The 25,698-nt window shown below is 44.0% G+C and carries 23 protein-coding genes; 11 read left to right on the top strand and 12 right to left on the bottom strand.

Annotated elements, in window-relative coordinates; translation table 11 throughout:
• Nucleotides 1–3: 3 nt before the first annotated feature.
• The 6 genes from G3W54_RS18920 to G3W54_RS18895 form a co-directional block, all read right to left on the bottom strand.
• Nucleotides 4–840 (bottom strand): ABC transporter ATP-binding protein, encoded by an 837-nt coding sequence (locus G3W54_RS18920; RefSeq protein ID WP_162654841.1) that lies wholly within the window; start codon nt 838–840, stop codon nt 4–6.
• A gap of 60 nt (nt 841–900) precedes the next feature.
• The gene (locus G3W54_RS18915) at nt 901–2,136 is read right to left on the bottom strand and encodes an ABC transporter substrate-binding protein (protein WP_162654840.1); all 1,236 of its coding nucleotides are present in this window, start codon (nt 2,134–2,136) and stop codon (nt 901–903) included.
• 65 nt (nt 2,137–2,201) lie between these two features.
• Nucleotides 2,202–3,272 carry a branched-chain amino acid ABC transporter permease gene (locus G3W54_RS18910; RefSeq protein ID WP_162654839.1) on the bottom strand — a complete coding sequence of 357 codons (1,071 nt, stop codon included), beginning with the start codon at nt 3,270–3,272 and terminating at the stop codon, nt 2,202–2,204.
• Nucleotides 3,273–3,274: 2 nt separating this feature from the next.
• Nucleotides 3,275–4,168: a branched-chain amino acid ABC transporter permease gene (locus G3W54_RS18905; protein WP_162654838.1), complete on the bottom strand. Its 894-nt coding sequence runs from the start codon at nt 4,166–4,168 to the stop codon at nt 3,275–3,277.
• A 10-nt stretch (nt 4,169–4,178) separates the two neighbouring features.
• Entirely contained in the window at nt 4,179–6,110 is a 1,932-nt protein-coding gene (locus tag G3W54_RS18900; protein ID WP_162654837.1) for an AMP-binding protein, read from the bottom strand.
• Complete coding sequence (locus tag G3W54_RS18895; protein ID WP_162654836.1) at nt 6,110–6,916, bottom strand: ABC transporter ATP-binding protein; 807 nt, start codon at nt 6,914–6,916, stop codon at nt 6,110–6,112. Before G3W54_RS18895 ends, G3W54_RS18900 begins: the two co-directional genes overlap by 1 nt.
• Before the next feature lie 170 nt (nt 6,917–7,086).
• On the opposite strand from G3W54_RS18895, the gene G3W54_RS18890 reads away from it, so the two are divergent.
• Complete coding sequence (locus tag G3W54_RS18890; protein ID WP_162654835.1) at nt 7,087–9,093, top strand: PAS-domain containing protein; 2,007 nt, start codon at nt 7,087–7,089, stop codon at nt 9,091–9,093.
• Nucleotides 9,094–9,124: 31 nt separating this feature from the next.
• Nucleotides 9,125–9,865, top strand: a complete 741-nt coding sequence (locus G3W54_RS18885; protein ID WP_162654834.1) for a response regulator transcription factor — start codon at nt 9,125–9,127, stop codon at nt 9,863–9,865.
• A gap of 211 nt (nt 9,866–10,076) precedes the next feature.
• Here the strand turns inward: G3W54_RS18885 and G3W54_RS18880 are convergent, their stop codons facing one another.
• Nucleotides 10,077–10,463: a hypothetical protein gene (locus G3W54_RS18880; protein WP_162654833.1), complete on the bottom strand. Its 387-nt coding sequence runs from the start codon at nt 10,461–10,463 to the stop codon at nt 10,077–10,079.
• A gap of 301 nt (nt 10,464–10,764) precedes the next feature.
• Between G3W54_RS18880 and G3W54_RS18875 the strand changes: the two genes are divergently transcribed.
• The 9 genes from G3W54_RS18875 to G3W54_RS18835 all read left to right on the top strand — a co-directional run bounded on the left by G3W54_RS18875 (nt 10,765) and on the right by G3W54_RS18835 (nt 20,706).
• Nucleotides 10,765–12,339, top strand: a complete 1,575-nt coding sequence (locus tag G3W54_RS18875) for a multiheme c-type cytochrome (RefSeq protein ID WP_162654832.1) — start codon at nt 10,765–10,767, stop codon at nt 12,337–12,339.
• On the top strand, nt 12,339–13,370 hold the full coding sequence (locus tag G3W54_RS18870) for a hydroxylamine oxidation protein HaoB (RefSeq protein ID WP_162654831.1): 1,032 nt from the start codon (nt 12,339–12,341) through the stop codon (nt 13,368–13,370). The genes G3W54_RS18875 and G3W54_RS18870 overlap by 1 nt, the downstream gene beginning before the upstream one ends.
• 140 nt (nt 13,371–13,510) lie before the next feature.
• Nucleotides 13,511–14,998 (top strand): PLP-dependent aminotransferase family protein, encoded by a 1,488-nt coding sequence (locus G3W54_RS18865; RefSeq protein ID WP_162654830.1) that lies wholly within the window; start codon nt 13,511–13,513, stop codon nt 14,996–14,998.
• A complete protein-coding gene (locus G3W54_RS18860) occupies nt 14,998–16,998 on the top strand; it encodes a heme lyase CcmF/NrfE family subunit (protein ID WP_162654829.1) in 2,001 nt (666 codons plus the stop codon). Before G3W54_RS18865 ends, G3W54_RS18860 begins: the two co-directional genes overlap by 1 nt.
• On the top strand, nt 16,995–17,555 hold the full coding sequence (locus G3W54_RS18855; RefSeq protein WP_162654828.1) for a DsbE family thiol:disulfide interchange protein: 561 nt from the start codon (nt 16,995–16,997) through the stop codon (nt 17,553–17,555). Before G3W54_RS18860 ends, G3W54_RS18855 begins: the two co-directional genes overlap by 4 nt.
• Nucleotides 17,552–17,989: a cytochrome c-type biogenesis protein gene (locus G3W54_RS18850; protein ID WP_162654827.1), complete on the top strand. Its 438-nt coding sequence runs from the start codon at nt 17,552–17,554 to the stop codon at nt 17,987–17,989. The genes G3W54_RS18855 and G3W54_RS18850 overlap by 4 nt, the downstream gene beginning before the upstream one ends.
• Nucleotides 17,990–17,991: 2 nt before the next feature.
• On the top strand, nt 17,992–18,921 hold the full coding sequence (locus G3W54_RS18845; RefSeq protein ID WP_162654826.1) for a hypothetical protein: 930 nt from the start codon (nt 17,992–17,994) through the stop codon (nt 18,919–18,921).
• An 18-nt stretch (nt 18,922–18,939) separates the two neighbouring features.
• Nucleotides 18,940–20,235 (top strand): 5-aminolevulinate synthase, encoded by a 1,296-nt coding sequence (gene hemA / locus G3W54_RS18840; protein WP_197742905.1) that lies wholly within the window; start codon nt 18,940–18,942, stop codon nt 20,233–20,235.
• A gap of 276 nt (nt 20,236–20,511) precedes the next feature.
• The gene (locus G3W54_RS18835; protein WP_162654825.1) at nt 20,512–20,706 is read left to right on the top strand and encodes a hypothetical protein; all 195 of its coding nucleotides are present in this window, start codon (nt 20,512–20,514) and stop codon (nt 20,704–20,706) included.
• 67 nt (nt 20,707–20,773) lie between these two features.
• On the opposite strand, the gene G3W54_RS18830 is transcribed toward G3W54_RS18835, so the two are convergent.
• The 5 genes from G3W54_RS18830 to G3W54_RS18810 all read right to left on the bottom strand — a co-directional run bounded on the left by G3W54_RS18830 (nt 20,774) and on the right by G3W54_RS18810 (nt 25,482).
• Nucleotides 20,774–21,526, bottom strand: coding sequence for a glycerophosphodiester phosphodiesterase family protein (locus tag G3W54_RS18830; protein ID WP_162654824.1), 753 nt, complete (start codon nt 21,524–21,526; stop codon nt 20,774–20,776).
• Between the two features lie 77 nt (nt 21,527–21,603).
• A complete protein-coding gene (locus tag G3W54_RS18825; protein WP_162654823.1) occupies nt 21,604–22,704 on the bottom strand; it encodes an extracellular solute-binding protein in 1,101 nt (366 codons plus the stop codon).
• A gap of 35 nt (nt 22,705–22,739) precedes the next feature.
• Nucleotides 22,740–23,567 carry an ABC transporter permease subunit gene (locus G3W54_RS18820; RefSeq protein ID WP_162654822.1) on the bottom strand — a complete coding sequence of 276 codons (828 nt, stop codon included), beginning with the start codon at nt 23,565–23,567 and terminating at the stop codon, nt 22,740–22,742.
• On the bottom strand, nt 23,564–24,418 hold the full coding sequence (locus G3W54_RS18815) for an ABC transporter permease (protein WP_162654821.1): 855 nt from the start codon (nt 24,416–24,418) through the stop codon (nt 23,564–23,566). The genes G3W54_RS18820 and G3W54_RS18815 overlap by 4 nt, the downstream gene beginning before the upstream one ends.
• On the bottom strand, nt 24,415–25,482 hold the full coding sequence (locus tag G3W54_RS18810) for an ABC transporter ATP-binding protein (protein WP_162654820.1): 1,068 nt from the start codon (nt 25,480–25,482) through the stop codon (nt 24,415–24,417). Before G3W54_RS18810 ends, G3W54_RS18815 begins: the two co-directional genes overlap by 4 nt.
• Between the last annotated feature and the right edge of the window lie 216 nt (nt 25,483–25,698).

Below are 25,698 nucleotides of genomic sequence, written 5' to 3'. Positions count from 1 at the left end.
CCCTTACAACCAGCGTTTACGACGTTTGAATGACTTAATATTTTTGAAGCTTTTTCTTTCTCCACTACCACCAAGATAAAATTCCTTGATATCTTCGTTCTCACGCAGTTCTGCCGAAGTCCCATCCAACACAACTTTTCCATTTTCCATAATATAACCGTGTGAGGCGCAATTAAGTGCCATTGCTGCGTTCTGCTCCACAAGCAAAATGGAAACGCCAAAATCTTTGTTGAGTTTTTTAATGATGCCAAAGACTTCTTTTACCAGCAGAGGCGATAGTCCCATAGACGGCTCATCCATCAATATTAGTTTTGGGCGTGCCATCATCGCGCGACCAATGGCTAGCATTTGCTGTTCCCCGCCGGATAGGTAACCAGCAAGACCATTACGCTCTCTAAGGCGCGGAAAATAGGAATAAACCAGCTCAATATCATCAGCAATATTTGCTCGGTCTTTGCGTGTAAACGCACCCAAACGAAGATTTTCCATCACCGTCATATCTTGAATAATTCGTCGGCCTTCCATGACCTGAAAAACACCTGAACGAACTGTAGAATCCGGTTCCTGATTGCTGATAGTCTGGCCATCAAAAGTAATTGAACCACGTGTAATTTCGCCATCTTCGGATTTCAATAAACCACTGATGGCCTTAAGCGTTGTTGATTTACCAGCACCGTTTGCACCAAGCAAAGCGGTAATAGAGCCGCGCTCGACCTCAAGACTTAATCCGCGTAAAACAAGCACATATTCGTTATAAACGACTTCAATATTATCAACCGACAAGATAATATCACGCTCTTTTGCGGGATTAACAATTGTCTCTTCTTTAACTTGCATCATGGTTCAGGTTCCGATCAGGTAAATAATCCCGCGACCTTTAAACAGGTCGCGGGATGAATTTTAGTAACCAATCCAGTCATCACGACGTGGTAGGCTGACATTGGCGATTTTTTCAATTTTCACTTCGCCACCTTCAAACGTACCTTTATTAACTGATACGTTTGTTGTGCCGCGGTGATCCTTGTCGGTCCATGTTGATGGCTCGCACACGCCCTCAAGACCAGCCGGTACCCAATCTGTTTTGACATACATACCGTTGCGGATATTTTCACCCGTTAAACCACCATTTGCCTTGGCCCATTCCATTGCTTCTTTCATGTAGAAAGCGCTGCAAATTGCACGGACATAGTGGTGTGTAGGTTTAGCCGATTTATCGGCAGTACCTTGGTCATAAATTTCTCTGATAACCTTCATACCAGGCACCTCAGATTCCCAAAATGGTGATGCCGTAGGGAAAATATAACCAACAGCTTCCGCTGCCGCGATTGTCAGATGATCACCACCCCAAATATTGGCCATGTATGTGACTTCAGCACCCACTGTTTTACATGACTTAAGTAACGATACGACCGACCCACCAAGATTTGCGACAAATGCATAGTTTGCACCAGATTCTTTAATGGTTAAGCACTGAGCTTTAAAATCTCCAGGTTTCATAGGTACACCAATTGGATTCAAAACCTCCATACCCAACTCAGCAGCATATTCACCGCATGCTTTCTTAGGTGCGTTTGGATAAGGGTGATTGTCGCCTAGGTGCACAAATTTTGCTTTTTCCATGCCCTTAGATTTTGCATCTTCTTGTGCCCACTGAACCATTGCACGACATGCATCGGAATAACTCGGACCATAAAAGAAATTATAAGGTGCTGGCTTCTTCGTATTTGGGTTCGCACCGGATGGATCCGTTAGGTGGCCAGAATATGATGCGGACCAAACCGGAATTTTGTCTTTAGCAACAAATGAGATTAATGCTTCTGTATCGCCGGTACCCCAACCTTGAAGACCGACCATTTTACCGCTTGACGTCCAACGCTTATAGGTCGCGATAGCCTGCGGCACTTTATAGGCATAATCTATCTGCTCAAGCTCTATTGTTGTGCCGTCGATGCCACCATTTTTGTTGATGTAATCAACAGCATCTTTAATACCAGTACCGTAAAGTTTACCAACGAAAGCAGTTGGGCCAGTAAAGTCAACAAGATTACCAACAAATACACTGTCAGCATTTGCAGATGTACTACCAATCAGTGCTACCAATGCAACACCTGAGATTAGCTTGGAAATATTCTTCATAGTCTTCCTCCTTTTATATTCGATTTAGCGCCGTCCTCCCAAGACTAAGCGCTGAGTTGATCCGTCTAATAGGAGAACGGATATAGCTTGATCGATTTACGGATTTGCCCAACGCGATGCGCAAGCCCTTCCGGTTCGAAAATTAGAAATAGAATGATAACCGTGCCAATAGAGATTTGCTCAATATAGGATTTACCCTCCGATAGTGATCCAAAGATCATCGGAAAAACACTAATTAGCCAACCTGTTACAAACTGTACGAATTGCGGCAGAAGCTCAATAAAAGCTGCGCCCAAAAACGCGCCAGGAACAGAGCCAAGCCCGCCAATAATTATCATAGCCAGAAAGTTTATCGACAACGCAATACTAAATGTTTCCACCGAAACAAATTCGATATAGTGCGCATATAATGCTCCAGCAACACCTGCAAAAAATGATGAAATACCAAATGCCAGAATACGATATTTTGTGAGATTAATTCCCATGATTTCGGCAGATAGATAGTGATCACGCACGGCGACGAGTGCGCGACCATCTCGCGAACGTTTGAGATTTGCGACGGCAATCATTGAAATAACGGCCCAGAATAAAACCACATAATAATAACTGCTGTCGGTATTAAGCGATATTCCAAAGAACTCTGGCTTTAAGGCGTCAACGCCATACCCATTGGTAAACCAGATGGCGCGAGAGAAAAAATCTTCCAGAATAAATTGTGATGCCAATGTCGCAATGGCTAGATAAAGACCTTTAATGCGAGCAGCTGGAGAGCCAAAAATCATACCGACAATTGCAGTCGCAATGCCCGCCAGTGGAATTGCGATGAGCACGGGCACACTATAATGGCTCACAAGGTAGGCAGATGTAAAAGCACCGAAACCATAAAAAGCTGCATGACCAAGACTAATCTGTCCTGTCATGCCAACAAGCACATTTAAACCTAATGCCGCAATTCCGGATATGCCAACCAAGATCAAAACATTAATAAGATAAGAGCTTACAAATGCAGGTGCTGCTATCGAAGCCAATAAAGCGATAGCAGCGATCCAGCCGATTACTTTTGTCTGAAATAGATACTGGTCTTGTTTGTAACTTGTGCGGAAATCACCGCAAGGACGAAGTGATGTAGATGCCATTTTTAGATTCTCTCAATATCACGTGTGCCAAACAAACCATATGGCTTAATTACAAGGATGATGATGAGCACATAGAACGGCGCAACAGTGTAAAGATTGCCCCATTGCAGATATTGCCCATCCACAAATTCAGCAAGATTTTCTAAAAGTCCGATAATAACGCCACCAACAATTGAGCCGACAATCGAGTCTAGCCCGCCAACAATGACCGCAGGAAAAACTTTAATACCAATCACAGCTAGGGAAGATGAAACGCCGCTTACGATGCCGATAATGATCCCGGCTATGCCGGAAACAACTGCGGAGATCGCCCAACTCATTGCAAAAACTTGACCAACCGAAACACCAAGACTTTGAGCTGCCTGCTGATCGAAGGCAGTCGCGCGCATTGCTAATCCGTATTTAGAATATTGAAAGAAAGCGTAGAAAACACCCATTACGATGACAGATAGGACGAGGCTCATAATATAGGCCATTTCAATTTGAAGGCCTAAGAATGCAACTGTTTGAATTGGAAAAATTTGCGGGAAACTAGCTGCGGAATTTCCGAACATCCAGTTTAGGGCCGCTTGCATAATGATTGAAAGTGCAATTGTTACCATAATGATTGATATGATCGGCTCGCCGATGAGTGGTCGCAAAACGACAATCTGGATCATGATGCCGAACAGGGTCATAAAGACCAATGTGAAAGGAAATGCCACCCAAAAAGGAAGTTCAGCTTTCGTAACCATCGCTAAGCAAACCCAAGCGCCAAGAACAAGAAACTCACCTTGGGCAAAATTTACGACCTGCGTTGATTTATAAATCAACACAAAACACATTGCGATGACACCGTAGAGCATCCCGACGATCAGTCCATTTGCCAGAAGCTGAATTAACAGTGATGTATTCATTATTCTGCTCCTATTCAGCAGCGATTGGCATTGTGCCATCACTATCAAGATCGCGAACAGCGATTGTTGTTTGGATGCGTTGCTTAGTTCCATCTTGGAAGGTAATCATCGTATCAATATCTACATGATCATTCTGAGAGTAGATTGTATCAATAATGTTCTCATATTTTTCAGCCACAACATTGCGGCGCACTTTGCGCGTGCGCGTTAATTCGCCATCGTCAGCGTCCAACTCTTTATAGAGCAGCACGAATTTTTTTATCTGCTGAGCTTCCGGAAGTGTTTTGTTGATTTCCAGAATTTCATTCTCGATTAGTTCGTAAACTTCCGGACGCGAAGAGAGGTCGGTATAAGTAGTAAAAGATATTCGACGCTTTTCAGCCCACTTGGCTAAAATAGAATAGCGAATACAAATCATGGCAGCCAGATAATCACGCCCCGCGCCTAGGATCACCGCCTCCCCCACATAGGGGCTAAACTTCAACTTATTTTCAATGAATTGTGGCGAGAAACGAAGCCCGCTTTTCATTTCAGCCAAATCTGAAATACGGTCAATCACCACAAGGTGGCCTTGATCATTATAATAGCCAGCATCGCCGGTGTGCATCCAGCCATCTTTCATATCAGCTTTCGATGCAGCTTCATTTTTGTAATACCCCATAAACATATTTTGATGGGTTGTTACAATTTCTCCGATCCCTTCGGGATCAGGATCTTTGATTTCAACCTTAATATCGTTAGTGAACGGAACACCAACAGTATCAAAATCTACATCATCAAAGCGGTGAATTGTATAGGCACCTAGAAGCTCAGTTTGGCCATATAACTGCCGGAGGGGGACACCCATGGCAAGGAAAAACTTAAATGTATCTGGGCCAAGTGCCGCGCCGCCTGTCGCTGCGGACGTTACATGGCTCAAACCAAGTCTATCTTTTAGAGCACTGAACAAGCCAATCTGCGCCAACTTTGAGTTTTTTCCTGCATCAAAAGCATTGATGCCAATTTCAGAAAAAATGTCGTACATTAAACGCTTAGTCCATGAAGAATCCATCATACGCGCACGCACGGTTGCCACGAGATCTTCCCAAACACGTGGCGCAAAAAGCACGAAAGTCGGCCCAATCTCACGCAAGTCAGACATTGTAGTTTCTTGTTCTTCAACAAAATTTACCGTCATGCGCGATATCAGCGACATACCCACCGCATAAACCTGCTCCATAATCCAGGGTAACGGAAGTGTGGATACGTATTCATCCAAATGGTTTTTCGGATCAACGATTAAGTAATCATGACAATGATCAATGATGCTACCAGCACTCAGCATTGCTAGCTTGGGATTAGATGTCGTGCCAGACGTTGTGCATAAAATCGCTAGATCTTTCCCGCCGACACCTTCAACCATTTGGTTATATTGATTAGGTTTTTTCGCATGCAATTCATCGCCAAGCTTTCGAAGCTCTTCAAGTTGGATTAAGCGCGGATCATCATATTTGCGCATTCCGCGCGGGTCTTCATAAATAATCTTTTCGATAGAGGCACAATCTTTATCCAGATTAAGAAACTTATCGACCTGTTCCTCATCTTCAGCGAACACAAATCGCGTCTCAGCGTAATTTATGAGATAAGCAAGCTCCTGTTCCATCAAATCGCGGTAAAGACCAAGTGTCGCCGCACCGCACGCCTGCGCTGCTATTTCACCTGCCACCCAGTCCGGCCGATTATCGCCGATAAGGCCAACAACGTCACCTGTTTTGATTCCAAGGGCGACAAGACCCAACGCAATACGCCTGACATTGTTGTTATAATCATTCCAGGTTTGGCTAACCCAAATACCAAATGTCTTTTCACGCAATGCGACTTCATCTGGAACATGTTTGGCATTGTGAGCCAGCAGCTTAGGAAGAGTATCCAGACCATCACCTTTTTTGATCAATGCACTCATCACACCACCTCCTCAACGCGCCCACTAGATGAAAGTGGAGATTCATCATAATCAGCACCAAGGTAAGCCGTTTTTACATGTTCATTCTGCATCACTTCGTCTGGTAACCCGTCGCAAACTTTCGCACCGAAATCGAGAACCATGACACGATCTGAAATATCCATCACAACACCCATGTCATGCTCAATCATAATAACAGTCATGCCCAGCTCTTGATTGAGATCGACAATGAACCGCGCCATGTCTTCTTTCTCTTCCATATTCATGCCAGCCATAGGCTCATCCAGCAGAACAAGCTCAGGTTTAAGTGCGATAGCACGGGCTAGCTCCACCCGTTTACGCAAACCGTAAGAGAGTGTTCCAGCTGTTGCGTTGCGAATATGTTGAATTTCCAAAAAATCGATAATGTCTTCAACTTCGCGGCGGTGCTCTAACTCCTCGGTTCGTGCACCAAACCAATACGCCATTCCAGTCAGAAAATTATTTTTGAGGAGATGGTGTCGCCCGACCATAATATTGTCGAGTACACTCATGTGATTAAACAGGGCTAGGTTCTGAAATGTACGACCAATACCAATATCAGGGCGATCACTCGTATTACGACCAATGAGCTCATCACCTTTGAAACGAATGGAACCATTATTGGGAGTATATCGTCCAGAAATGCAATTCAGCATAGACGTTTTTCCGGCTCCATTTGGTCCGATAATCGAAAAAAGCTCAGCTTTTTCAACCGAAAAACTGACCTCACTGAGCGCCTTGATGCCGCCAAAAGATAGAGAAATATTGTCAACTTCCAATAGCATAACTGCGTGTCCTCCCAAACACTCACAATAGCACCATATGCGGTAAATTTTTCACAAAAATTTCAACAATGTTGCGAAATGTTACAGCAAATATTCCTACCTAATAAAGTTGATATAACTTTATTTTTGGTCATACTTGGCCGTAAATGTTGGACAAGGAGGGTTCGAGTTTGCCAGCAGTTTACAATACCAGAACCACAGATAAATCAAACGATCATCTCGTTATCGAACAAGGCCTGAATCTCATTCAGCAAGCCTTGTCGATTTTTAATGCAAACATGACATTAGTAACCTGCAATCAACGTTTTATCGATCTATTTGAATTGCCTAACGAGATTATCATCCCGGGTCTTTCTTTTGCAGATCTGAACTATTTTTTGGCACGCCGCGGTGAATTTGGGCCTGGTGATGTAGGCTTATTGGCGGCAGAACGGATAGAACGTGCCCGCTTGTTTGAACCGCATTATTTTGAACGTACCAGACCAAATGGACAACGCATATCAGTTGAGGGGCACCCACTTGAAAGCGGAGGATGGGTGACTATTTATTCTGACATCACCGAAACTTGGCGAAATGAACAAGTACTTAGAGCACGCAGCGATGAACTATCTGACAAGCTATTGCGTCGTACCGGCCAATTATCAGAAACCAACCGCGCTCTAGAGGCAGCAAATCGCGCTCTTCAAAAAACCAAACAAGAATTGCTTGTTTCAGAAGGGCGAATGCGCAAGATTACGCGCGCAATGCCAGCTCATATTGCTTATATTGACGAACACTGCATTTATCGCTTCTCCAACAATCGATTTTCTGATGTCATGGGAATCCAACGAGACAGTCTCGTTGATAAAAATATTACAGAAGTATTTCCCAAAAAAGTTTTGGCACACATACAACCAAATTTGGAAACCGCCCTTCAGGGGAACACAATAACTTTTAGTTACAGGGTAGAAGGCATCGAAGACGATATACATTCCGTGCGCACAACATTCTCACCAGACATAGATGAAGAAGGGGTAACACATGGTGTTTTTGTTCAGTCTCTAAACGTGTCTGCGGAAATTGCTGCCAACGAAATGCAGTTAAGAGCAAATAGATTGGAAACAACTGCTCAATTGACCAGCGGACTTGCGCATGACTTTTCAAATATTTTGACCGTAATCTTGGGTAATCTCGAACGTATCGAAAAAGCAGCAGACAACTCGCAGTCCGATTTGATCCGCTCTACAGAGCAGGCTGCTAGACGCGGTACTCGCATAATTGATAATTTGATGTCTTTCTTATTTCGCCAAAACCTTGATATTAAAATTACGAACTTATCTGCTTTGCTTCGAGATCTGGTAAAACTCTTTTCCGCTTCGCTTTCCAGCTCCATCAATATCAACCTCGAACTCGGTGATGAAGAAATCATCAGCCAGGTAGACGAAGGCGCATTTCAAGATGCTATCCTAAATGTTTTATTTAATGCACGAGATGCAATTGAAACTCACCATGGAGAAGGTAAAATTACCGTCTCTGCAAAGATTGAAAACACAGATGAAGATGAAAAGAAAACTGTTTGTATTAACATCACGGACACCGGTCATGGCTTCTCAGAAGACGTAATTGCTAAAGCAAAAGAGCCATTCTTTACAACTAAGCCACAAGGGAAAGGAACCGGACTTGGGCTTTCCATGGTAAATACGTTTCTTGAACAATCCGCAGGAGAACTGGAACTGTCAAATACGCAAGACGGTGGCGGGCAGGTCTGCTTGAAGATTCCATTCTGTACATCTCAAAACAAACTAAATGAGACTCCAACTCAACTTAAGAACTTAAGTAACCAGTTGTTCCTCATCGTTGATGATGATCCGGAGCTTAGGGCACTTATGCGAAATCACCTAGTCACCCTTGGGATACCAAATATCGAAGCAAATGGTGCTATTGAAGCTTGTAACCTTGTGGAACAAGTCCCAGAAATAACCACAGTGATTACCGATATCATTATGCCCGGTTTGGAAAACGGATTAGACTTAGCGCGCAAATGGAGTGTAATCAAACCGGAACTAAATATATTATTGGTAAGCGGTTTACCGCGACAAGACCCGATAATAAAAGACGCTCAAAATGAATTCACTCTCCTTCGTAAACCATTTGATTCTCAAGTTTTTGCAAAAACAATTCTAGGCTTACTAAGCTGATGTCAACGGACATAAAAAAGAAGATCGTTACATGAAAAATGCACTTGCACACAAAATCGCTATTGTCGAAGATGATTGCGATATCGCTGAGAACATCCGTATCGCGGTTGAGAGTTATGGTTTTACTGCCCGACATTTTGAATCGGCTTCTGCATTTGAGATCGAGCTAGAAGTATTTAAGCCGGATCTATGCCTAATAGATCTTGGACTGCCGGACCAAAATGGGTTGGATCTTATTAAGTTGCTGAACGACAAATACCAGATTGCCAGTATTATAATTTCAGGTAGACGTGGATTAAGTGACAAAATAGTAGGCCTTGAAATGGGTGCCGATGATTACATTTCAAAACCATTTGAAACTGCGGAATTAATTGCCCGTATACGAACCGTTTTACGCCGTACGGAAAAGGCGAGCACACCTGCAGTAATTAATGATACATACGGTAAGAAATATCTTAAAGCATTCTTTGATGACTGGACAATTGATTTAACCAACTATTCTTTGACACATGTCGATGGTCATTCCACACCATTAACCAAAGCTGAAATGGACATTATGAAAATGTTTATATCAGGTCCAAATAGATTGTTTTCACGCTCTCAAATACTCAACACATTAGATATTGATGCTGAACAGAATTTCGATCGATCCATCGATGTGCGCATTTCACGCTTACGTTCAAAACTAAATGAAGACCCCCAAGCACCAAAACTCATAAAGACTATTTATGGAGCTGGTTACATGTTTGTTGCAAATGTAACATGGGAATAATATCTGGAATTCAAGTTGGTCATTTGCCGTACATTGTCATTTCACCCTTCTATGTTTGGCAGGCATGTAGAGCGGCATTGTCAGGTTGGATTATCTTGCTTACAAACGATGATGCCTGTTATGAAATCCGCTTACTCGTACCACGACCTCCAAAGTAGCAATCATTGTTATCTAATTCATGCGACAATCTTCGTCGAGGTTCTGAATATCTTCAACGTCCTTCTTCCTGCAGCGCAGGAAAGCGTTGGATCGCAGCCCAAACACTCAACCATGCTGGAAGCTGAATCAGGAACAGATTTGTTGCAGCGATTACATCAAATGGCATACCTCTTTGGATAAAAATCCATGCATGAAATAAGGCATGTAGAGCTGGCCATAAGCATGCGAAAATAGCAACTTGTGGCACACGTATGCCATAGATTAATCCGATGCCAGAAATGAGGTAGACCAAACCTATATCGCGTACGAAATGCAAATTAAATGGACCCATCATTGTAATGCCTGGAACGGTTTCGTACCACCATATTGGTGTGAACCACATGACGAGCGAGTTAATAATATAAATCGTGCCAATTATGAGGAGCAGGAGTTTATGCATGGTGGAGTTTCTCTTCTATGATTCAGGTAATAAAGGTATGATAAAGGTATGATAAAGGTATGATAAAGGGTTGTTGAATTTTCATGGCAATCGTCAAACACCTACTCAACGCTGGCTGTTCTACTTTGAAATTATACAGTCACAAATTTTATAATGATGCCATTTTGATGTAGCAAGTACCGGTTGATTACAACCGGCCCCATCATTTATTCGGGGCATGGATCTACCTCCTTCTCGAGCACCAATTGTAATATTGCCTCTTGATAGTCCTGCGTCAGCTTGTGGGACGGGAGGGGAATTCATGATTCATAGAAACTGTATTCAGACGCTAATTGTCTTGTTCACTACCTTTGCAATGTTGGCGTCTTCCGGTGCACGGGCAGACATTCCTGATGAACTTTATGAGGCGCTTAATCTCGAGAAAAGTGTTGCGCCAAATGTGCTTTATGATGCAATTGTTGAGCGTTATCGAGACCCCGCTCAGGGTGCAGGTGAAGGAGCGTTGTCTGATTTGTGGGAACCCATTCCATTTTCAATGTACCTAAATCCAACCGAACACTACGTGCCGCCTGAGTTAGACTTTGAAGTTGAACGCAGTGATTGTGTCGCCTGCCATGAATCGGTGACGCCTGGTTGGGTACATTCCTGGAAAGGAAGCGTGCATGGAAATCTGGACGAAATCCGTAAACTGGATCCGACGGACTCTCGTTTTTATAAAAAAGACATGATCAATGATGTCGAAAACAACCTTCGTTCCATGGGATTGTTAGAGAAGGATCAACCACTCAATTCGGTTGGTTGTATCGATTGTCATATTGGGGTGGGTGCTGAGAAAGGTAATCACCAGGCTGATCTGAAAATGCCGGATGCCGCAGCATGTGGTCAGTGCCATGTAAAAGAGTTCGCCGAGCGTGAATCAGAACGCGATACCCAGAATTGGCCTCAAGGCCAATGGCCAGCTGGCCGTCCTTCGCATGCGCTGTCATATTTGGCAAACGTCGACACAGCCATCTGGGCAGGCATGGAGGAACGCGAAATTGCCGTTGGTTGCACACTGTGTCACACAACGCAAAACACCTGCGGTTCTTGTCATTCAAGGCATAAGTTTTCTGCAGCTGAAGCACGAAAACCAGAGGCTTGTTCAACATGCCATAATGGTGTCGATCATAATGAATTCGAAAACTTTATGCTTTCCCGGCATGGCGCAATTTACAACAGTTCAGGTGATCAGTGGGATTGGGAACTACCGTTGGCTGATGCTTTTGAAAAGGGTGGTCAAACTGCGCCAACCTGCCAGACCTGCCATATGGAATATGATGGAGAATACGGCCATAATGTAGTTCGCAAAGTACGGTGGGGTTTCAATCCTCTGCCCGAAACAGCAGAGAACATTAATGATGAATGGTATTCAGATCGACTTGATAGTTGGATAACCACCTGTTCTCAATGCCATTCTGAGCGTTTTGCTCGCAGTTACTTTGACGTTATTGATAAAGGTACGGCTCAAGGCATTGCCTTAGTTTCACAGGCGAGAGAAGTCATGGATGGTTTATATGCCGATGGTCTTCTAGTCGGACAAACCACAAATCGTCCGGCACCACCTCATCCGGATGAAGACGGACCTGGCGGTTTCTTTAGCTTCTTTTTCACTAAGGGTAATAACCCAACCGCTGTTGATGTAGAATTCGCGGAAATGTGGGAGCAACATAATATGAGGCATTTCAAAGGACTTGCTCATGTGAACCCGGGTGGTTTTACTTACACCGATGGTTGGGCGAAACTGGTTCGTAGCCTAGCGCGTATCCGCGATGCAGATACACAGCTTCGCGAGAAAGCTGCACTTAAGAAACGCATCGAAGAACTTGAGGCTAAGTGATGGTTCTTTTAACAGCAAGTCATGAGAGAACAAGTATCGCAAAACACTCCCTCCGGCGGTCGCATATTGCGACCGTCACCATTTTAGGTTTGGCGTCAATTATCCTAATCAGCTGGTTTTTCTTACATCAAGCTAATGAGAAGCCTATCGAAAGCCCTAGGCTGGAGTTGGCCGACGATGCCGATATTTCTGAGGAAACAAAGGAGCTTAGCAAACTACTTCTGGGAGGCACGATTAAACGATACGACCTCAAGATGGATGGAATTAGAGCGGCCATTACATCATTTGAAGCGCTTGAAATGGAGGGCAAACCTCCTTTGGTAGTCAATTGGAAAAGTCACGTTAATCAACCAATTTTCCGCTCAGATATTTATGCAAAGGAAGAACTTCAACTTTTTGCAGCGCTTGAAAAATACTTGCCCAAGACTGCGACGGTACTTGCTTTTCCCGAATTATCGAACCGTATTCAAAATATCATGGATGATGTAAATGTTCCGTTGGCGGGTGTTACTCCTATTATATCAACTCAAATGCCAGACGGCTGGTTGGATTCAGCCATTCTTCCTTATGCGCAACCTAAAGTTTTTGAGAATGAAACATCAAACGAACAATGGATGAACTTTCGTGAAGCGCTTGTCTCAGAAGATATTTATGGTGCTGCGCAAATGAGAGCGCTGTCTGCAAATGAAGATACTTATATTATTCTTCACTTGCGCGACATATTTGATCTTGGTGCTGAATTGGGTGACAGGCTGCTGGTGGCCATGAAGGATTTTCAAGGTGACGCCCATGCTCATGATTTAACACGTCTGATTAAGGATTGGCAGGCAGTAAATAACTATGCTTCCTATGCCGCAGTAAAGATCCCAGATGGGCGCTTACGTGTATACTTTCTCTCTGATGCCAAAGATAAGTCGACGATTATTGGCCTGCTGCTCCCATTTGATGGCGCGAGAGTTGGACTGGCACCAGGGACTAAACTAGTGTTTCAGGCGGGCGGCTACTGGGTTTATAAATTACTACCAGTTTAATCTTTCCCAAACTTTGGTTTGATGCGTGTAGATTCCTTATTTCGAAATACAAATACTAGAGCCGGACTCAACAATAAGAGAGGAGCCGGCACCATGCATATTGTCGCATGTTAAGTTATAGTAGATCCGGGGGGGAAAAGATGCCAGTTGTTTTAGCACTAAATCCGGATGATAAACGAACACTTCAAACGCAAGTCTTTCAAGAGCTTCGCGCGATGATTCTTGAGGGCAGATTGCGAAGCGGTGATGCTGTACCTGGAACGAGAGTACTTAGCGAGCAGCTTGGAGTTTCGCGAAATACTGTCGTGTTAGCCTATGAAAGATTATATGCGGAAGGGTATATTGAAACTCAAGCCAATGTCGGAACTTTTGTAAGCTCAATACTGCCTGAAGCTGCCATGAGCTCACAAAGAGGAAACACCGTCGGAGGTGAGAGGGTTCTTGCCAGCGAGAATGATGATGAAACTAGTCCGATAGATCGCCTTCTGGTTCATAAGCATGAAAGGGCGGACGGTCGGCGGCTCAAGGCTGATTTCTGGATTGGCAGGACGGAGTCAAAACTATTTCCGAAGAGTGAATGGCGTAAAATTGTTGAAACCAAACTGCGACATCAAACCGATTCTATGTCGGTTTATGGAGGCCCTGAGGGACTGGAGACATTGCGCGCCGCGGTATCAGATCATGTAGGCCCATCTCGTGGTATATCCACCAATTTTGATAACGTATTGATTACAAGTGGTACGCAGGATGGTCTGACATTGCTTGCAATGGCCTTCAAAGACAAAGGATATGGGTTTTTGCACGAAGACCCATGTTACCTTGGAGCGCTGGCTCTGTTTACTGCGATGGGCTACGCAAGCAAAGGAGTGCAAGTCGATAATCAAGGCATCAAAATCGATGAGTTGCCCAAAACAGGTAAATGGATTGTCTATGTAACGCCATCTCACCAATATCCAATTGGTTCAACGCTTTCCCTTGAGCGAAGATTTCTCTTGTTAGAATGGGCAAGAAAGACCGGGAGCTATATTGTAGAAGATGATTATGACGGAGAATTTCGTTACGATGGAGCGCCTCTGACCTCGTTGAGGGGGCTGGATCAAACAGGGCGTGTTATCTATCTCGGCACCTTTTCTAAATCTTTCGGTCCTGCACTCCGGTTAGGCTACTTAATAGCCAATCCAAAGATCATGCATCCACTACGGGATTGGAAACAGCTTATTAGCAATGGTACTGGCTGGATGAAACAGGCTGCAATGGCTGAGTTCATCCATAGCGGCGGCTACCGCCGTCATCTCAGGCGAATACGAACAGCTTATATGAAGCGTCGTGATTGCCTTGTTTCTGGTCTTCATAACCTATTTGGCGATTGTCAGATCGTTGGCGAAACAGCCGGTATACATATATCATGGTCTTTACCAGCTAAATACGGCAGTCCTTCTTTGTTGGAGAAGTCCGCATTACTAAATGGCATTGGCATATATAGACCCGAGACCGGCGGGGCCTGGATATCCAAGCAAAACAAGTCATTTTCACAAACTGTTGTTATGGGGTATGCCGCGATAAGCGAAGCCAAGATAGAAAGCTCCATATCAGGAATTGATGACTGTTTGAGAGGGCTGGAAAAGTGATGGACATCAGTTATCTAAAACTTGGCCAACTTGCTGTATCTTTAGCGCTGATATTGTCAATCTATGCTTTTATCGTAGCAACTGTTGCAGAGCGCACTCGAAATCTTTCTGCGCTGATTTCCGCAAGAAATGCCATGGGTATTCATACTGCATTGGTGTTGTTTGGAGTTTTGGTTCTCTTTCGAGCATTTATCACAAATGATTTCTCAGCAGCCTATGTTGCACAAAATAGCAATTTGAACCTGCCTATGCTCTACAAAGTTTCTGCACTTTGGAGCGCGCATGAAGGTTCCCTACTTCTCTGGGCGTTGTATTTGGCGGTATTTTCTTTCAGTGCGATCTGTGTTCATTGGAGAAATTTCCCACTCTCTATGCCTTTGATTATTGCAACATTTAGTGCGGTTCAAATTGGGTTTTTAATTTTCATTATTTTTCTTTCAAATCCATTCCTCACGCTCACTCCTACCCCATTAAATGGTCAGGACTTGAACCCACTCTTGCAGGACCCCGGTTTAGCGTTTCATCCACCTGTACTTTATCTGGGCTATGTTGGTTTTACAGTTCCATTTGCATTTGCCATTGCCGCTTTGATCCGCGGGTATAGCGGAATAGAGTGGGTCGTGGCAGTCCGCCGTTGGGTTTTGTTTTCTTGGGCAGCCCTTACCTCCGGGATTATTTTTGGTGGTTATTGGGCCTACTACGAATTGGGATGGGGAGGCTATTGGGCATGGGACCCAGTAGAAAATGCTTCCCTTATGCCATGGCTGACTGCAACAGCCCTTGTGCATTCCATGATGGTTCAAGAGAAACGGCATATGTTTCGAACTTGGAACGTATTCCTTGTTACCACAACATTTCTTTTAACATTACTTGGAACTTTTCTGGTTCGTTCAGGTGTTTTAACGTCTGTGCACTCGTTCGCAGTGGACCCTGGACGCGGCACTTACATGTTGATCTTCTTGGCAGTCGCCATGGTCGTCAGCTATGGCCTTATTATTTGGCGCAGTCAGCTCCTTGAAAGTGAAGCAATTGTCGAAAAACTAATTTCGCGCGAGAGCGGAATTCTGATCAATAGTATCTTGCTGTTACTCACAGCAACATGCGTATTTATCGGTACAATTTATCCGCTTTTCCTTGAGGTTGTCTCTGACCAGAAAGTATCCGTTGGCGCACCATATTACAACATAGTTATTTTGCCAGTCATGGTCGCGCTTATGTTTTTGATGGCGCTCGGGCCATCCATTCCTTGGCGTGGTATGACACTTAAAAGGTTATGGCGCATATCATATAAGCAACTAATTTTTGGTTCTATCTTAGCTATTGCATGCATGTTTTTGCCCGCTGCACGCACTATTACAGTTCTCGCAACTTTTGCTGTTGGTTTCGCTGCAGCCTGCATTGTCAGAGATATATCAATCGCTGTTTCAACACGAAAACGCCTGAAGAGCATTAGCTTGTGGCTTTCTATTTATGAAACACTGACGAATAGCCGGCGACGAATGGGAAGCCTGATTGTTCATTTTGGTATCGTGCTAATTGCAGCTGGTATGATTGGTTCCGGTCTTTTCCAGTCTACAAAAACAGTTTTCTTAAACATCGGACAAAGTACTGAAATTTCAGATTTCACGGTGACTCTGCGAAATCTGGCGGATACGGACGGCGAAAATTTTCAAGGCCGCGTAGCAGAATTCAGTGTCTCGCAAAACGGGAACTTGCTTTTTGTGATGCAGCCCCAGAAGCGATTTTATAAAATTCGAAATATGACAACAACGGAGATCGCGATACATAGTTTCTTCAGCGGGGATTTATACATGGTCATGGGCAATGAATCTGAAAGCGGAGGAATAACAGCGCGAATATTTTGGAACCCGTTAATTATATGGATTTGGCTCGGTTGGATGATCGTGCTTGCGGGTAGCATGCTATCACTCACACAATCAGTCGCCTTTCGTAAGCCTAATGTACACTTACCCAAAAGTGTTGAGGTGCCAGCTGAATGACCTGCGCAACCAGAAAGCAATCATATATCCTAAATTGGCGTGTAGTTCTCGCTGGTTCTGCAGTAAGTTTGCTGGTTCTATTTGCTGTTGGTTTGACACGGGACCCTTCTTATTTGCCATCGGCTCTCATCGGTCGTGAGGTTCCAGGCTTTTCACTTCCGATGCTCACAAAAACAGGTCTAGTGAAAACTGAAGACTATCTTGGTAAGCCCTTTATTATCAACTTCTGGGCCTCGTGGTGCACAAGCTGCAGGCAGGAACATGATGAACTTATCTGGCTTGGTAGTAAGGCAAATAACACGAAAGAATTCGTCATGGTTGGCGTAAACTCGCGTGACACCAATAATAACGCGCTACAATTTCTTAGCACTCAGGGTCAACTTCCCTATTCGTCTGGCATCGATCCGCGTGGCCGCACAAGTATAGATTTTGGCGTATATGGCATGCCGGAAACATTTTTTGTAGATGAAGATGGTATAGTTCAATGGCGTCACACTGGACCTTTGAATAGGCGAGTTCTGCAAGAAATTTTACCCAAAATTGGGGTAAAACCATGAGAGTCATAATAGCAATTTTGTTAGGTATCTTGCTGACTGTTCATGCAGGTGGCCAACAACTCGTGACAGAAAATAAGAATGAGCCTCGAGTACGTGAGCTCGCTTCAATTCTCCGGTGCCCTGTATGTCAAAGTGAGAACATACTGGACAGCCAGGCCTCAATAGCACAGGAAATGTTGTTTCTTCTGCGCGAACAAATTGAAGCTGGGGCAACTGATGATGCCATCATCCTGTTTTTTCGTGACCGTTATGGAGACTATGTTTTGCTAGAGCCGGCTACAAATGGCCCCAGTCTATTCCTGTGGGTTCTTCCGTTTGGGTTTGGCTTTTTGTTCATTTTCATTGCTTACCGATTGATTAAAGCAATGCATCGCGATCCTCCTAGTCAAAAAGATGTGCTTGACGAGCAACGCCTAGATGAGATGGAGGTTTAAACATGATTTGGATTCTAATTTTCCTATTACTATCTAGTCTACTGTTTCTCTTATCTATGCCGTTCTTGCGAACTAAACATAGAGACCTTGGTGTTGGGTTAGAAGTATTAGATCCGAGCGCTAGATGGGTGCATGAAAAAAATCGTTTACTTAATTTAATAAGAGAGAATGACCACGCTTTCCAAGAAGGGCGAATTGATAGTGAAGAGCACAAATCAGTAAGTAATATTCTATATAAAGATGCAGAACATGCGCTAGAGAATGCCCGAAACCATCGATTTAGCCATTTACCATACCGTTTTGGTTCAACAAATAGATGGTTAAAGCTATCAATTCTTGGGCTTGTAATCATTTGTACACCTCTTGCAGTTGGAGTTAGTCAGTACGCGTCATTGAGTGATATTAACTTAGATATTTCACCCCATGATGATGGGCGTATTCCAATTGCAGAAGACGCAGAAATGCCATCTCCATTTAACGCGCTCCTGGACGAGAACGGGCAACCGGATGTCACCAAGATGGTTGGGCGGCTTGAAGGCCGCATAAAGGGCGGAGACGGGAGCCGACAGGATTATGTTATGCTGTTAAGAAGCTATCGTGTGCTTGGACGCAACGAAGACATTCCCAATTTATTAGAAGAAGCGACAGAAGCATTTCCAACCGATATGGAGTTTCGTTTGGATTTTTTGCGCGTAGCGATTGATCATGGCACCAGAGATAATTCAGTTTTACTCAATCATACAGAAGCAGTCCTGAAACATGCCCCAGATACTTTAGAAGCTCTTTGGTATAAAGGCCTTCTCCTGCATAGACTTAATCGTAATAATGAAGCTGTTGAAGAATTACAAAAACTTAGCCAGGTCATTGCAGATGACCATCCTATTCAACCGCAAATTCAGAAAATTTTAGAATCTTCTTATGCGCAAAACTGACCAACGGAAACTGGTATTATGAGATCCGATCTATCTAGTCGTCCCCATTTACAAAAAGTACATGCCCAGAATAATGGCACGATTTATGATGACCATATGATGAGTTCTACGAACGAACTGATTGCAGAGGGGCGCTACAGGCATTTTCAGGAGCATAATAGGCAAGTTGGGCATTTCCCGTACTCAGAAGCAATTATTCACGGTGAACCAAAGGAAATTTCTATTTGGTGTTCCAACGATTATTTAGGAATGGGACAGCATCCAAATGTTAGAAAGGCGATGAAGGAAGCAATCGACCTGCATGGTGCTGGCTCTGGTGGAACGCGGAATATCTCGGGTAATCATGGAGATATTATTGCATTGGAACATGAGCTTTCCATACTTCATGAAAAACCAAAAGCGCTTGTTTTCGGTTGCGGTTATCTCGCAAATCAAGCCACATTATCTACTCTTGGACGATTATTGCCCGATTGCCTGATACTGTCTGATGATCAAAATCATGCTTCAATGATACAGGGTATTTCAGCCAGCAAATCAGAAAAGAAGATATTCAAACACAATGACATTGATCATTTGGAGGACCTACTTAAGGAGCAGCCCAAGTCGCGTTGCAAGGTAATTGCATTCGAATCAGTTTACTCCATGGATGGAGATATTGGTCCGATCGCAAAAATTATTGAACTTGCCAAGCGTTACAATGCGATGACGTATCTTGATGAGGTCCATGCTGTCGGCATGTATGGTCCTACAGGTGCGGGTGTAGCCGAACGGGAAGGGTTGAACAATGAAATCGACATCATTCAAGGAACGCTTGCCAAGGCTTACGGTGTAGTTGGTGGTTATATTGCGTCTTCGTCGGCACTTATTGATGCAATTCGCAGTCATGCCAGTGGATTTATTTTTACAAGTACCATGCCACCATCCATTGCCGCTGGCGCGCGCGCTTCAATTGCACATTTACGGCAAAGCTCATACGAGCGTGAAGCCATGCACAGCGCTGTTGCATACCTGAAAAAACGATTAACTTTGGCAAGAATACCGTTTCTTCCGTCGGAAAGCCATATAACACCGATAATGATTGCTGATCCGCGCCTGTGCAAAGCAGTCGCAGATGAACTTCTTAGCAATTTTGATATTTATGTTCAGCCAATTAACTACCCAACAGTTGCTAAGGGCACCGAACGTTTACGAGTAACGCTATCACCAAACCATACTCCTGTCATGATAGATAAATTTGTCGAAGCACTCCACACAGTATGGACAAAATTTCAACTCCCCTTTGAGAGGAATAATTGCAAGGATCAAGCTGGGTGACAATTTCAAAAGCGGCATTACGTTGAAGGTCTATACAAATTCTAAATAAACGGGCGTAAACGTGAAACAGAGCCGAGGTTGCCATCAATATTGAAATGTATAAGAAAGGTTTCTATGCATCTAATTTCGGTCAGGAATAATACTTCTGTGAGCGACAGGCTTGATAGTACAAAGATACATCCAGATTTTTCTCCCCTAGACCACATGATTTTTACATCCCTTGTTAGCAGCGTCAATTTATATACTGAGCCATTTCCATAAGCTGTATCAGTTGCAATGATTTTAAAAGCCTCGCAACGTGGTGGCGCACGACAGCTTGCCAATCACTTGACCAATGAAGAAGACAACCAACATGTCGAGCTTTACGATCTTAGAGGCTTTATTGCGGATGACTTAGATGGTGCTTTAATGGAAGCCCATTCAATGGCAAAGACAACGCAGTGCAAGCAGTTTATGTTTCGATCAGCCTGAGCCCTCCCTTGTTGGGCGCATTCAGATAACTCCGTTATAAACTCCAACCGTTCAGAAAATTCACTCATTATGCAACATTAGAAGCTGTGAAGATGTCGGGCCTGTCGGTCATAATGCTTGATGCTCCTTGAGAGAGTAGAAGCCTTGCACGTGTTGGATCATTTACCGTTGCAAACGCGAACTCACAGCCTGCATTTTTTAAGTTTGATAATCCTTCATCATTGGCAAAACTATGTTGTAAGTGAATCATCTTGCCATTTATTTCCTTAAGGCGTTGCTCAACATCATCAGGCACCGCTGTCACTGCAAGACAGCGGGGAAATTCCGGAATTTGCTCCTCCACGATTTTTAGCACCCGTTCTGAAAAACTTGAAAGGACAAGTTTTTCAGGTTTGCCAGTCCAAATCTGCCTGATTGCTTTGGCAACTTGATTGCCTAATCTCTCTTCCCATCCGTGTGTCACTTTAAGCTCGAGAACCAAACCAAGATCGAGCTTGAGGCACGTTTCAAGGTATTCTTTAAGGCTCGGGATTTTAACACCTTTGTACTTTCCCGAAAACCAGCCACCAGCATCTAGAGACTTGATTTCATCCAAGGTCATTTGTGCGACAAACCCGCTGCCATCGGTCGTGCGATCAACCTCTTCATCATGGATCATCACCAATTCATTATCGTTCGACACGCGAACGTCAGTTTCGATCCATTTTGCACCCATCTCAGCCGCCAAACGCAGCGCTTCCAATGTGTTTTCGGGCGCGTACGCCGATGCACCTCTATGAAGAATTAATTTTGAATCAATAATAGGCCGAACTTCTGACATAGTTTTCTTTCTTTCAATAAATTGGAATCCTGGTTCGGGCCATTCGACCCGAACCAGACAAGCACTTGGGAGAAGATTTAGCGCTCTTGAATTACATTCTCGATGAATGTTTCGTTTATTTTGTCAAAGAGCGGTTGTGCACCCCATGGCTGGGTGTATGCACGTTGATCATTCGGAACAAGTGCATTTGAATCATCCGCATTTGCATGCATTGGCGCTGTGCCAAAGTTTGCATTGAAGCTTGTTTGTGTTTCAGCTGACGTTAGCCAATTGATGAATACAAGAGCCGCGGCAGGGTGTGGTGAATTTTTTGGAATTGCAACACCGTTACCGCCACCATTCATACCGAAAGAAGGCACATAGAATTTGATGTCCTTGCGTATTTCGCCACGCTTTTGCAAACCGGCAACATGGTCTTCCCAACCCGGCGCCATCCAGAGTTCACCGTCACTCACCCGTGTTATTGAGTCTGCATTTGATGCGGTAATGACATAGTTTTCAGCATTCTTATTAAAGAAGTCAATTCCCGCTTGAAGTTCTGCAACACGTTCTGCGCTATCATCACCATTAGAAAGATCGACATCGCCGACGACGCGAAGTACATTATGGAAAAACGATGGGCCGGAGCCACCTTTTTCATAGTTGAAGCCAAATTTGCCGGGGTTAGCTGTCCAAAATGCTTCAAATTCGGCTGGAGTTTGTGGCAAATCGGCTTCTGCTACCTTTGCAGGGTCATAAGAAATACCTGTTTGGTTACCCCAATATGCGACGACAAATTTTCCGCCATCTATTCCAGCCAACTTAGTTTTGCGGCCATCATCTTTTGGCAAGGCATCTAAAGTCAAAAATAGACTTTCCTTATCCAATACCTCAAAATCGTTAAATCCAAACGCGAAAACATCAAAGTCACCTTTTTCACGGTTGGCTTCAGCTAACAGTTTATCTCTGTTTGCTGTCATTTTACCTTCAGGAATAGTAACCTTGATGCCGTACTTCTCCTCAAATGGCTTCATCGCATCACGCATGGCATCTTGAAGATACCAGTTAGTGAAAGTTACAGAACCTTCTTCTTTCGCTTGGGCCACGATCTCATCCCAAGACATAGAAGAAAGGTCCGAGGCAAAAGCTCCAGTTGTTGATACGGCAATCGCCGCTATGCTAGTAAGAAACTTATTCATGACAAAATATCCTCAGTTTGTTTGAATTATTCACGCTATCCTTTTCCCGAACTCATAGTTGGATTGGCCGACTTGAGAAGCCTTTCCAAAAAGAGCATGAGAATTACATTTGGGACAACGAGAATGAGTGACAACACAGCGGCATTTGGGCGGACAAAATCCTGCCCCAAGGATGCATATAGAAGTGTTGGAATTGTAACCAGATTTGGCGAACCAATGATAAACGCGATCGCGAACTCTTCGATTGATTGAATAAAGACAATCAATAAAGCAGCCATAATGCCTGGTTTAAGTGCAGGTAAGTAGGCAACCTTCCATCTCTGCAATAGGGGTGCGCCAAGATCCCTGGCTGCATTGATATGATCTTGTCTAACCTGTTCAAAAGAGACTGTCATAATGCGTATGGCATAAGGCATGAATACGACAGTGTGTGCCAGGACGATTGCGGAGAACCGAGAGTGTGTAAGGCCAAGTTGAAACAAAATGGATGAGAAGAAAATTGATGTCACGAAGGGCGGAATGACCAGAGGTAAGAGAGCGATAATCTTAACCGATTCACGACCTGGAAACTTTAATCGACCCAGTGCGTATGACGTTGGAAGTGACAGTAATAAGGTAGCTATTGCCGCCGTTGGTGCCAGTGCATATGAGTTGAAAAGTGCCTGTTTTAACGACGAATTTTCCCACATATATGTCCATCGATAGAATGACATTTGCGGTGGAATAAGTTTATCTACTGTCCATGGTTCGGCGGGGTCGACCAACGACCAGAGGATGGCCATCGTGAACGGTATAACTAACCACAGTGCGCAAACCGTTATTAAACTGAACATAAGAATTTTATTAAGTCGAGACATGTTCATGACCGTCTGCCTCCGAAAATAAACCGCGCAGCGAGCGTAAGCGTTATCGCGCCAACGAATGAAACGATCATCAGAGTAACACCCACAACACCAGCCTCGTTCCAGCGGCCAAGATCACTAAAATAAGTCATATATTGAGCCATGGATTGACGGTTCGTCGGACCCGCGATTGTCTGGAATGAGAAATCGGAAAGAGCACCAATAAAAATGATGACAAGTGCCGCTTGCATTGCAGATACCGTCAGCGGAGCAATGATTTTCCTAAATCGATCAAAGGCACCTGCGCCGAGGTCTCTTCCAGCATTAAGAACATCGTCGCTGATACTCTGAACAGCACCTGTGAGTAGCAATAACGCAAATGGCATATTCTTCCATGTTTGGAGAATAATGACACCGATCGCATTCCTATCGTTTTGAAGACGTCTTGGCTCATCCCAAATGCCAAGACCAATCATCGTTTGGTTTAACAGACCGTGATAGGCGATGATATTAATAAACAAAAAGGCTGCAACCAAGCCGTGAACCAGCAACGGTGCCTTTAACAAAGCACCCACAGCGATTGAACCCCTGAATGGTTTTCGTAACCAAAGAGCGATTGGGTAGGCGATGGCCACAGAAAGTAGCGCACTAATCGTTGCGACGTAGAGAGAGAAACGTACGGAACGCATATAGGCTTTTTTGCTGACCATCGCCTCCCAAAAGGAAGTTGAGAACTCACTAACACCAGACAAATTGTAAAGGCCGAAAGATTGTGCAAAAGCAATGTAGGCGACAGTGCCCATAAAGAAAACGATCAGGCCAACACCCGGCAGCAGAAGCAACACAACTTTGAGCCAATCTTTCATTTTCATGAAACCGGCTCCAGAATTCGTATCTTATCTTGTGGAATTTGGAATTTCGCCTTCTGATCGGAGATTTCAAATGTTCCACTGGCGTGAATTCGTTGCGCAAGATCATTTATATGAACGAACACATCCGTGAACCCGCCCTGATACGCGATCGTTGAAACATCGGCCTCAAGATAATTGCTGTTAGCACCCTTGCCCGGTTTTGCATCAACTACGGCATCCTCGGGTCGCCAACACAGGTAATGTTTTTTTGCCTCGGGCTTTTTCTTGCATTCAACTGCCAGCTGACCAATTTGGGTATCAAAAATCCACGAGCCATTATCAGATGCTCCAATAACTTCACCCTCGAGAATGTTGGCGGCACCTATGAAGTCAGCGACAAATCTGGTTACTGGTGTGTTGTAGATTTCCCTTGGGGAACCAGATTGTTCAACACGCCCCGCATTCATCACAAATATTCGGTCCGACATTGCCAGCGCTTCGGATTGGTCATGTGTGACATAAATCGCTGTTAACTTAGCTTCCGCTTGTATTTTTCGAATTTCAAAACGTACGCTTTCCCGTAATTTTGCATCCAAGTTGGAAAGCGGCTCATCAAATAAAATCACACTTGGTCGTACAGCCAATGAGCGCCCAAGAGCAACACGCTGCTGCTGACCACCTGATAGCTGGTTTGGAAGCTTTGCAAACTGAGCTTGCAATCCCAACTGCCTGCCAAGCTCGGCTACACGCTCATCTATCTCTTTTCTGGGCAGCTTTTGTTGACGTAATCCAAAGGCTATATTTTCCTTCACAGATAGATGGGGAAATAAAGCATAAGACTGAAAACACATCGCTGTGTCGCGTTGTTCAGGTGGAGCATTTGTGACATCCGCTCCGCCGATTTGAATGGCCCCTCCATCAGGAGTTAAAAAACCCGACATCAAGTTTAAAAGTGTAGTTTTTCCACAACCAGATGGGCCTAATAATGTAACAAATTCACCGTCAGATATTTCTGCGGAGATATTATCCACGGCTGTAAATTCCCCGAATGTCTTTGTCACATTCTTCAAAGCAATATTTGCCAAACTGTCCTCCCAACTTCACTAATTTCACATTTGTCGTGATTTTTTTACCGTGTGAAGTTTAATTATACACTTAATGTGTAATTAATATGACACTTTATGTGTAATTCAAAGTGATAGTCAAGTTATTTACAAAAAACCAAAAATTACATGCGGTCTTACAGGCATCAACTGCCTTAACTTTGGCAAAAACACTACGGCTATTAATTTCATAACTTT

Origin of the sequence: Lentilitoribacter sp. Alg239-R112 (assembly GCF_900537175.1) — a bacterium.
In the GTDB taxonomy this organism is placed as follows: Bacteria; Pseudomonadota; Alphaproteobacteria; order Rhizobiales; family Rhizobiaceae; genus Lentilitoribacter.
The sequence above is the reverse complement of the archived record's forward strand: the minus strand, read 5'-3'. Positions and strand labels throughout refer to the sequence as shown.